Source organism: Gammaproteobacteria bacterium, from assembly GCA_033720895.1.
Lineage (GTDB): Bacteria > Pseudomonadota > Gammaproteobacteria > Natronospirales > JAJUFS01 > JAWWBS01.
On the sequence record JAWWBS010000003.1, the window covers coordinates 57736 to 68248 of the forward strand.

Here is a 10513-nt window from a genome sequence, read left to right on the forward strand (position 1 = left end):
CGGCTCTGGCCAACTGGTAACTGCTAATGAAAAACGGCGAGGTCACCCTCGCCGCTCATGCATTGTTGCTGCGATCACTCTGCGACGGCGCCGGCGTCCTCTCCCTCGCCGTCTTCCTCGCCATCGCTCTCGATGCGTTCCACACCGATCAGGCGCTCGCCATCGCCAAGGCGAATCAGGCGTACGCCCTGGGTATTGCGACCGATCACCGATACGTCCTCGACACTGGTGCGAACCAGCGTTCCGGCATCGGAGATCAGCATGATGTGATCTTCCTCGGTAACCAGCTTGGCCGCCACGACCGCGCCATTGCGCTCGTTGGCCTGGATGGAAATCACGCCCTGGCCGCCACGACCCTGGGTGTTGTATTCCTCGATACTGGTGCGCTTGCCGTAACCGTTCTCGGTTGCGGTCAGGATGAAGCCTTCTTCGATGATGATGAGGTCCGTGACCCGCTCGCCCTTGGCCAGCTTGATGCCACGCACACCAGCGGCGGTACGGCCCATGGCGCGAACGTCCTCTTCCTTGAAACGGATGCCCTTGCCGTTCGAGGCCTGCAGGAACACGTCCTTGCCGCCATCGGTCAATGCCACGCCAACCAGGCGATCTTCGTCACGCAGGTCCACGGCAATGATGCCGTTGGAGCGCGGCCGGCTGAACGCGTCCAGCGGGGTCTTCTTGACGGTGCCGGATTCGGTCGCGAAGAAGATGAAGAAGCCTTCGGTGTATTCGCGCACCGGCAGCACGGCCGAAATGCGTTCGTCCTGCTCCAGCGGCAACAGGTTCACGAAAGGCTTGCCACGGGAACCGCGACTGGCCATCGGCAACTGGTAGACCTTCAGCCAGTAACACTTGCCGCGGTTCGAGAAACACAGCAGCGTGTCATGGGTGTTCGCCACCCAGAGTTTGTCGACGAAATCCTCGTCCTTCATGGTCGTTGCCGCCTTGCCGCGCCCGCCGCGCTTCTGCGCACGATAGGCATCCAGCGGTTGCGCCTTCGCATAACCATGATGCGACAGCGTCACGACAACGTCTTCTTCCTCGATGAGATCCTCGTAGGAGAGCTCGGAATAATCGACATTGATTTCAGTACGGCGCTCGTCGCCATACTGATCGCGAATCTCGACAAGCTCCTCGCGAATCACTTCCATCAGGCGCGTCTCGTTGCCGAGGATCTCGCGCAGCTCCTGGATGCGCTCCAGCAGCGTCTTGTACTCCTCGACGATCTTGTCCTGCTCGAGACCCGTCAGGCGATGCAGTCGCAGTTCCAGGATGGCCTGGGCCTGCGCTTCGGACAGTCGATACTTGCCGTCGACCAGGCCGAACTCCTTGCCAAGACCGTCCGGGCGCGATGCTTCCGCGCCGGCTCGCGCCAGCATGTCGCTGACAACGCCGGGCTCCCACTCGGTGGCCACCAGGCCCGCCTTGGCTTCCGCCGGGCTCGGGGACTTCTTGATCAGCTGGATGACCGGATCGATATTCGCCAGCGCGACCGCCAGGCCTTCCAACACGTGCGCACGCTCGCGCGCCTTGCGCAGGTCGAACACCGTACGGCGGGTGACGACTTCGCGACGATGGCGAATGAATGCCTCGAGCATGTCCTTCAGCGGCAGCAGCTTGGGCTGGCCATCGACCAGCGACACCATGTTGATGCCGAATACCGACTGCATGGCGGTCTGCTGGTAGAGGTTGTTCAGGATGACTTCGGCGTTTTCGCCCTTGCGCAGCTCGATCACCACGCGCATGCCGTCCTTGTCGGATTCGTCACGCAGCTCGGTAATGCCCTCGAGCTTCTTCTCCTTGACCAGCTCGGCGATGCGTTCCAGCAGGCGCGCCTTGTTAACCATGAACGGCAGCTCGTGCACGATGATGCGCTGCTTGCCGGCCTTTTCCATGTCTTCGATTTCGGCGCGAGCGCGCATGTAGATGCGGCCACGACCGGTGGCATAGGCTTCCTGGATACCGCGCACGCCATTGATGATGCCGGCCGTCGGCAGGTCCGGGCCCGGGATGTGCTCCATCAGGTCGGCGAGCTGCAGGTCCGGGTTGTCGATCAGCGCCACGCAGGCATTCACGACTTCAGTCAGGTTGTGCGGCGGAATGTTCGTCGCCATGCCGACCGCGATACCGGACGAGCCGTTGATCAGCAGGTTGGGCAGGCGCGTCGGCAGGACTGCCGGCTCCCATTCGGACTCGTCGTAGTTCGGAATGAAATCGACGGTTTCCTTTTCGATATCCGCCAGCATTTCATGCGCGATCTTGGCCATGCGAACTTCGGTGTAACGCATCGCTGCCGGCGAATCGCCGTCGATGGAACCGAAGTTGCCCTGCCCATCGACCAGCATGTAACGCAGCGAAAAAGGCTGCGCCATGCGAACCATGGTGTCGTAGACCGCTGAGTCGCCATGCGGATGGTACTTACCGATGACGTCACCGACCACGCGGGCCGATTTCTTGTAGGGCTTGTTGTAGTCGTTGCCCAGTTCCTTCATCGCATACAACACGCGGCGATGAACGGGCTTCAGACCGTCACGGACGTCTGGCAGTGCGCGGCCCACGATCACGCTCATGGCGTAATCGAGGTACGACTGCTTCATTTCGTCTTCGAGGTTTACGTGCGAAATTTCGCGGGCAAAGTCAGCCATGCGGGAGGTCGCTATCCTTGTTTGAGAACGGGTCGGTTCCGGGTCTGTAAACCGGCGGTGACACGGGCCCTGCAGCGGGTCCCGTGGTGGGCAATTTCTGCTCTATTTTTCACCACCGAATCGAAGCATTCATGCTATCACAGCAGGCCTATCCAGGGGACTTTTTTAGGGCTGAAAAACCGCCAATTCACGACCTGAAAACATGCTTCATCGCCGCCTTGTCCGGCGACTCCAGGACCCCGCGGTCGGTGACCAGCAAGTCAACGCATTCAGCGGGTGTGATATCGAATGCAGGATTGACGACCGTGATGCCAGCCGGCGGCTCGTCCATTCCGGCAGCGGCGAGAATCTCCCCGGCTGGCCGGTTTTCAATGGTGATTTCTTCACCATCCTGGATGGACATGTCGACCGTGGACGTTGGCGCAACCACCATGACTTTCGCGCCATGGGCTTTGGCCAGCCGGGCCAGGCCATAGGTGCCGATCTTGTTGGCAACATCACCGTTGGCGGCAATCCGGTCAGCGCCGACAATCAACCAGTCGATGCCTGCGGTCCGCATGACATGACCGGCTGCGCCCTCGGTAATGAGCCGCCCGCGGACACCCGCCTGGCTGAGCTCCCAGGCCGTCAGGCGAGCACCCTGTTGCCAGGGCCGGGTCTCGGTGAAATGGACGGAGGCGAGCTTGTCTTCGACCGCCGCCTGCATGATCACGCCCAGCGCCGTACCAAACCCCCCGGTGGCCAGCGAACCGGTATTGCAGTGAGTGAACACCCTGGCGCCAGGCAGCAGCTTCGCGGCACCCAGGGCCGCCATCGCGCGGTTCATTTCACGGTCCTGCTCGGCAATCCGCTGTGCGACGGCCACCAGGTCCTCGAATTCCTGACTCTCGACCAGCGCCTGTCGCATCCTGTCGATGGCCCAGTGCAGGTTGACCGCTGTCGGGCGGGCATCGGCCAGGCGGATCAAGGCGGCCTCGAAACCTGGCTCGTCATCCTTGGCCAGGTAGTCGCGAACAGCCAGGCAGACGCCGTAGGCGGCGGCAATGCCGATGGCAGGCGCCCCGCGCACTGCCATGCCGGCGATGGCCTCGCCGACCGCATCGCTGTCCCGGGCCTCCAGCCAGCGGATCTCGGCGGGCAATTTTCGCTGGTCTAGAATGCGAAGATGGTCATTTGCCCACTGGAGCGGCAGAATAGGCTGTGTAACAGTCTGGTTCATGGCATCAAAAATAGAATAAAGTGCGTGAAATCAGCAGGTTTTCTGATATATTTAGAGCAGTTTAGGAGCAAACGAAACTGCTCGGCGTCAATTGCGAGGATTCAAAATAGCATGGGCCAACGGCTGCAGTGGATACTTTTTGCGGTTTTGCTGGGTGCGAGCTTCGGCGCACAATCGGCTGAACCTGCCTCTGCCGAGGGTGCTGCAACCGGCATCCCGGCCTTTCCTGCGTCCTTCGAATGCAGCGCCGGTTCCGACGACTGCCCTTCCGTGCTGAAAGAACCGCAGTCGATGGTATTCGTGACCCGCATCCCCTTCCAGACCGGCAGCGCCCTGCTGACCGAGCAGGCGAAGAACGAGCTGTTGCGCTTCCTGGTCGAGCTCGAGTCCTTTTCAATCGTGCAGGGCTTTTCGATTGTCGGGCACTCGGACCCCAGTGGCCCGGAGGACTTCAATCGCTGGTTGTCGGAAAAGCGCGCCGCACAGGTCAGCTGGCACTTCCGCCAGAGCGGTGTTGATCCCCGCACCATCGACATCTCCGGTGCCGGTTCTTTGCAACCTTATGTTGGTGCCATCGACCCGGCAGAACACCGTCGCGTCGAAGTTCGCGTCACCGTCCGCCCGTTCCTCTGATCCAGCCGCAACAAGTCCGGTGACGGCTGCGTTTCTGCGGCCGTTGCGCTAGGCTTTGCAAAAATTCCCGCAGCCGCTGAACAGCGTGCCTGCCAAGCCGCGAGGAGATCACGATGCAAGATATCCTGAACCTGCTCAATGATTACGACTGGCAACAGCTGCTGCTCCACTGGGGCAGCCGGATTCTCATTGCCCTCGCGATCTTCGTCGTGGGTCGCTGGGTCGGCAAATTGCTGGGACGACTGATTCGCAACGTGGTCGGTAAGGCCGGCATGGACAACCTGCTGGCAGGTTTCCTCGGCAAGCTCGTGTCGGTTGCGATCACTGCAGTCGCCTTGATTGCCGCACTCGACCAGGTCGGGGTAAACACCACATCACTGGTGGCCGTACTTGGTGCGGCCGGCCTGGCCATCGGCCTGGCCCTGCAGGGCTCGCTGTCGAACTTCGCGTCCAGCATCATGATCATGATCTTCAAGCCCTTCCGCGTTGGAGATTTCGTGGATGCCGGTGGCACCTCGGGCACCATCCAGGAAATCGGCATGTTCCACACGCGCCTGACGACCACCGACAACCAGCTGATCATCGTGCCCAACAGCGCGATCATGGGCGGCAACATCATCAACTACACCATCAACGACACGCGACGCATCAACGAAACCATCGGAATCAGTTACGGCGATGACCCGGCGAAGGCACGCGAGCTGCTGTTCCGGATCATTCGCGATGATGACCGCATTCTTTCCGAACCCGACCCGATCGTGTGGCTCAACCAGTTCGGCGACTCGAGCGTCAACCTGGTCATCCGTTGCTGGACGAAGACGGAAGATTACTGGCAGACCCGCGCAGACCTGCTCGAGGCCATCAAGAAAGCCTTCGATGAACACGGCATTTCCATTCCGTTCCCGCAGCGGGTCATCCACCAGTATTCACATTCCGTTGATTGAGTGGCAGCGGGCAGCCTGCCTGTCCGCCACCCTGCATGTACCGATTCGAAAGGAAATCAGTTGAATGAGCACTGAGCATCCCGCCGCGCTCGAAATCATTGCCCCCGAATGGATCATTCCGGTGCGCCCACGGGGCGAGGTCCTGACCCGGCATGCGGTGGTTGTTGAAAAGGGCCGAATCGGCTCCATCCAGCCCGTCGAAGAGGCCATCGCCCAGCATCCGGAAGCGACACTGACTCGCCTTCCGGGCCAGGCGCTGCTGCCCGGCTTCGTGAATGCACATGGCCATGCTGCCATGACGTTGCTGCGCGGCCTCGCCGACGACCTGCCCCTGCACAGCTGGCTGAATGATCACATCTGGCCAGCCGAAGGAAAATGGGTCAGCCAGGAGTTCGTTCGCGATGGTGTGGAACTGGCGATCGTCGAGATGCTGGCGGGTGGCACGACCACCTTCAGCGACATGTATTTCTTCCCGGGCGCAACTGCTGGTGCAGCACAACGGCTCGGCATACGCGCGGCCATCGGCATCGTGGTGATCGAATTCCCGACCGCCTGGGCCGACAATCCGGACGAGTACATTCGCAAGGGCCTGGCAGTTCGTGATGATTTCAAATCCGACGACGGCCTGAGCTTTTTCTTTGCCCCGCACGCACCCTACACGGTCAGCGATGACAGCCTGCAGAAACTCCAGGGCATCGCCAACGAAATCGACCTGGGCATCCAGATGCACGTGCATGAAACCAGCGGTGAAGTGGCGGATGCCGTTGCAGCCAACGGTCAGCGCCCGTTGGCCCGGCTCGACGAGCTCGGCCTGCTGGCGCCGAACTTCATGGCCGTGCACATGACCGCACTGAGTGAAGAAGAAATCGACCTGGTCGCATCACGAGGTGCCCATGTCATTCACTGTCCGGAATCTAACCTGAAGCTCGCCAGTGGTTTCTGCCCGGTGGCCGCATTGCAGGCAGCCGGCGTCAACGTGGCGCTCGGGACCGACGGTGCTGCCAGCAACAACGACCTCGACATGCTGGGCGAGCTGCGCACCGCCGCCATGCTGGCCAAGGGCGTCGCCGACACGCCGACCGCCGTTCCTGCGGAGGTCGCACTGGAGATGGCAACACTGAATGGTGCAATGGCGCTGAACATGGCACAGGACGTCGGCAGCATCGAAGTCGGCAAGCGCGCCGACCTGGTCGCTATCGACCTGTCGGCGCCGGCAACGACACCGGTATTCAATCCCATCTCGCAGGTCGTGTATGCGGCCAGTCGCGACCAGGTCAGCAATGTCTGGGTGGGTGGCCGACGTCGCCTAGAAAACCATCGCCTGGTCGACATCGATGTCGACGGCATCATGTCGCGGGCGCGCCAGTGGCGCGAGCGCATTGCAGCGGAGGACAGGTCATGAGCGACAACAAGCACCCGAATGTCGATCCGGCTGAAATTTCCAAGTTCGATGGCCTGGCATCGCGGTGGTGGGACCCGGAAGGCGAGTTTCGCCCGCTGCATGCCATGAATCCCGTTCGTCTCGACTGGATTCGCCAGCGGGTCGGCTCGCTGGAGGGGCTGCGCATGCTCGACGTGGGCTGTGGCGGCGGCATCCTGGCCGAATCACTCGCCGAAGCCGGCGCCGAGGTGGTCGCCATCGACCTTGCCGAAGCACCGCTGGCCGTCGCCAGGCTGCACCAGCTCGAATCCGGCGTGGCGGTCGACTATCGGCACGTGGCGGTGGAAACGCTGGCGGCCAGCGAACCGGGCTCGTTCGATGTCGTGACCTGCCTGGAGATGCTGGAACACGTACCCGACCCGGCCTCTGTCGTTGCGGCCTGTCGCACGCTGCTGAAGGCTGACGGCCACGCTTTCTTCTCGACCATAAATCGCAACCCGAAATCGTTTCTCATGGCTATCGTCGGTGCCGAATACGTCATGCGGCTGTTGCCGAGGGGAACGCACGAATACGCACGTTTCATTCGTCCCTCCGAACTCGACAGCTGGCTGCGCAGTGCCGGGCTTGACCTGGCTGACCTCACCGGCATGCATTACAACCCGTTCACGCATGCATTCAGGACGGGGGGCAATGTCGATGTGAACTACATCGCACACGCTCGTCCCGAGGGAAACTGATGGGGCGCGAACTCGAGCTCCGTGCCGTGCTGTTCGATCTCGATGGCACGCTCGCCGACACCGCGCTGGACATGGGCCAGGCGATCAATCGCCTGCGCATCGAACACGAGCTCGAGCCCTTGCCGCAGGAAAAGATCCGGCCCTGGGTTTCGATGGGCTCCCGCGGTTTGCTGAAGATCGCCTTTTCGGTCGAAACCGAACACGCCGACTACGAAGACCTGAAGCGTCGCTTCCTGGACCTCTATGTCGCCAACCTGGCAACGCATACCACGCTGTTCCCTGGCATGGACGCCGCAATCCGCTATCTCGCGGCCAATGGCATCACCTGGGGCATCGTCACCAACAAGCCCGGCTGGCTGACCGATCCCCTGCTCGATCAAATGGCGCTCGATATCAAGCCGGCCTGCGTGGTCAGCGGTGATACGGTCGAGCACGCCAAGCCCCACCCGGCCCCTGTGCTGCATGCACTCGATGCAATCCAGGCGCCGGCGACAAACACCTTGTTCATCGGCGATGCCGACCGCGACATTGCTGCAGGTCGTGCTGCGGGCTGCACCACCATGGCGGCCACCTACGGCTACATCACCGACGATGACGATGTGGCTGGCTGGCAGGCCGACTTCGAACTGGCCCGGCCCGAAGATCTGCTGCCCTGGTTGCAGGCGCGCAAGTCCGCCTGATGAGCAGCAGCATGGCCAACGCAACCTTGCGCGAGATCGAATCGCTGGCGATGGCATCGGGTTCGGACTGGATGTACAGCCGGCTGTTCCTGCCACGCGACCAGCAGCCCGCTTTCAACGCCATGCTTGCATTGCGCACCGAAGTCGGTGCGCAAGTCGCCCGCGTTTCCGAGCCGGCTGTTGCCGAGGCAAAGCTGGAGTGGTGGCGCGCGGAGATCCAGCGAGTCGCCGAGGGTCGAGGCGTCCATCCCCTGGCCAGCGGCATCGTGACGACCTGCACTGCCCACGGAATCGCAGTCGAATACCTGCTGGAACTTGTCGACGCCATCGACATGCGCATGCTGCCGGGACGATTGCTGTCAGCCGCCGACGAAAAGCTGTTCCGGTACCGGCATGACGGCGTGCTGGCAGAGCAAGCCAGCCTGCTCGCCGGTCATGACAGCAGGCAGGAGCTTGAGCTGGCGCGCGCGCTGGGGGAACTGCGCTCGCACGTCGATGCCCTGCGGACACTGGCGCGACAACTGGCGCAGGGCAATCCACTGTTTGCCGACGCCAGTCTCGATGCAGCGGCAGTGGACCGCCATGCCCCGACCAGCGAACAGCTGGAACGCTTTTTGACAGTCCAGTGGCAACGCTGGGACCATTTGCGTGTCGCCGCACGAACCTTGCTGCAGGAAACGAATCCAGCCGCCGCGCTGGCAGTCCAGTGGGCCTTGCTGGAAGACGACTACCGGAGAATGCAGCGGCAACGCGATCAGTTGCCCAACCGCGAACCGCGGCTGGCCGGCCCGCTGCGGCGCCTGTTCATCGCCTGGCGAGCGGCCAGGCGCAGTCGGCGACGGGCTCGTCGCTGAAGCCAACAACGGAAGCACCATGGAAAAGCAGAATCTCAAGACCATTCCCGACATCGACCTGGCACCCGACTGCCTGGCCGGAAAAGTCATTCTTGTCACCGGCGCCAGCGCCGGCATAGGCCGTGCCGTCGCCCTCGAGATGGCGCGCCACGGAGCGCAGCTGATCCTGCACGGCCGCAAGGTCGACAAGCTGGAAGTGCTGTATGACGAGATCGAGGCACTTGGCGCCCCCCGACCCAGCATCTGTCCGCTGGACATGGAAGCCGCCGTGACCGAGGACTACGATGCGCTGGCCGACAGCATCCTGCAGGAGTTCGGACGCCTGGACGGCCTGTTGCACAATGCGGGCATCCTCGGGGACAAGTCACCCATCGAGCACTACGACCCCGTGCTGTGGCAGCGCGTCATGCTGGTCAACGTGAATGCCCCGTTCCTGCTCACCCGCGCACTGCTGCCGGTCCTGAAGAAAAGCGAGGATGCGAGAATCCTGTTCACCTCCTCGGGCGTGGGCCGCACCGGGCGTGCCTACTGGGGCGCCTATGCCGTCTCCAAGTTTGCCACCGAAGGGCTGATGGAAACGCTGGCCGATGAACACGAGAACACCGCCAACCTGACAGTCAATGCCATCAACCCGGGAGCGACGCGCACCGCGATGCGAGCCAAGGCCTACCCCGGCGAAGACCCGCAAACGGTGAAGACGCCAGAGTCACTGGCACCGAGCTATGTCTGGCTGTTCAGTGAAGCAGCAAGGGATTTCCAGGGAATATCCTTCGACCCTGCCTGAGCAAGGCAAGACAGAACCGGGCGTCCACGCCCGGCCCGTATTTCCGGGGGGACAGGGCCAGGCGCAGAAGCCCGCGGGACAAAATCGTCCCCGAGCATTCATGCGCAATCGAGTGTCGAGATAGCTCGATCCCTGTTGGGCTATTCGCCCTCGAGAGGAATGCCTGCCTCGTGATACAGCGCGCGGAGTTCACCGGCTTTCAGATGCCGGTGTTCGCCGCGCGACAACCAGCGATCCAGCCGGATCGGACCGTAGCGGATCCGAATCAACCGCGAGACCTTGAGACCCTGCGAATCCCATAGACGTCGCACCTCGCGATTGCGTCCTTCCTTCAAGGTGACGTGGAACCAGCTGTTGGCTCCTTCCGTCGACTGGCGCATCTCGATGCTGTCGAATTTCGCCATTCCATCCTCCAGCATCACGCCCTTCTGCAAGGCAGACAGGTGCTCTGCCGTGACTTCACCGAGAATGCGACAGGCGTACTCTCGCGACACTTCGGACGAGGGATGCATGAGCCTGTCCGCCAGTGCACCATCGTTGGTAAACAGCAGCAGTCCGGTGGTATTGATGTCGAGACGCCCGATGGCGATCCAGCGACCACCCTTCAGTTCCGGCAGGTCGTCGAACACGGTGGGC

General features: G+C 62.1%; 10 protein-coding genes. 7 read left to right on the forward strand and 3 right to left on the reverse strand.

The window, feature by feature from the left end; translation table 11 throughout:
- Nucleotides 1–74: 74 nt before the first annotated feature.
- Both gyrA and mtnA read right to left on the reverse strand, forming a co-directional pair.
- On the reverse strand, nt 75–2645 hold the full coding sequence (gyrA, locus tag R3217_01310) for a DNA gyrase subunit A (protein ID MDX1454069.1): 2571 nt from the start codon (nt 2643–2645) through the stop codon (nt 75–77).
- A 187-nt stretch (nt 2646–2832) separates the two neighbouring features.
- Nucleotides 2833–3864: an S-methyl-5-thioribose-1-phosphate isomerase gene (gene mtnA, locus R3217_01315; GenBank protein MDX1454070.1), complete on the reverse strand. Its 1032-nt coding sequence runs from the start codon at nt 3862–3864 to the stop codon at nt 2833–2835.
- Between the two features lie 111 nt (nt 3865–3975).
- Here mtnA and R3217_01320 point away from each other — a divergent pair, with 111 nt between their 5' ends.
- From R3217_01320 to R3217_01350, 7 genes are all read left to right on the forward strand, one after another.
- Nucleotides 3976–4497: an OmpA family protein gene (locus R3217_01320; protein MDX1454071.1), complete on the forward strand. Its 522-nt coding sequence runs from the start codon at nt 3976–3978 to the stop codon at nt 4495–4497.
- A gap of 113 nt (nt 4498–4610) precedes the next feature.
- A complete protein-coding gene (locus R3217_01325) occupies nt 4611–5441 on the forward strand; it encodes a mechanosensitive ion channel (protein ID MDX1454072.1) in 831 nt (276 codons plus the stop codon).
- Nucleotides 5442–5505: 64 nt separating this feature from the next.
- Nucleotides 5506–6843 (forward strand): TRZ/ATZ family hydrolase, encoded by a 1338-nt coding sequence (locus tag R3217_01330; GenBank protein MDX1454073.1) that lies wholly within the window; start codon nt 5506–5508, stop codon nt 6841–6843.
- Nucleotides 6840–7559, forward strand: coding sequence for a bifunctional 2-polyprenyl-6-hydroxyphenol methylase/3-demethylubiquinol 3-O-methyltransferase UbiG (gene ubiG, locus R3217_01335; GenBank protein MDX1454074.1), 720 nt, complete (start codon nt 6840–6842; stop codon nt 7557–7559). Before R3217_01330 ends, ubiG begins: the two co-directional genes overlap by 4 nt.
- On the forward strand, nt 7559–8239 hold the full coding sequence (locus tag R3217_01340) for an HAD-IA family hydrolase (GenBank protein ID MDX1454075.1): 681 nt from the start codon (nt 7559–7561) through the stop codon (nt 8237–8239). Before ubiG ends, R3217_01340 begins: the two co-directional genes overlap by 1 nt.
- Nucleotides 8240–8250: 11 nt before the next feature.
- Nucleotides 8251–9093, forward strand: a complete 843-nt coding sequence (locus R3217_01345) for a squalene/phytoene synthase family protein (protein ID MDX1454076.1) — start codon at nt 8251–8253, stop codon at nt 9091–9093.
- 19 nt (nt 9094–9112) lie between these two features.
- Nucleotides 9113–9877: a YciK family oxidoreductase gene (locus R3217_01350; protein ID MDX1454077.1), complete on the forward strand. Its 765-nt coding sequence runs from the start codon at nt 9113–9115 to the stop codon at nt 9875–9877.
- A gap of 140 nt (nt 9878–10017) precedes the next feature.
- Here the strand turns inward: R3217_01350 and R3217_01355 are convergent.
- Nucleotides 10018–10513, reverse strand: a 496-nt coding sequence (locus R3217_01355; protein ID MDX1454078.1) for a pseudouridine synthase, incomplete at its 5' end; no start/stop codon positions are given.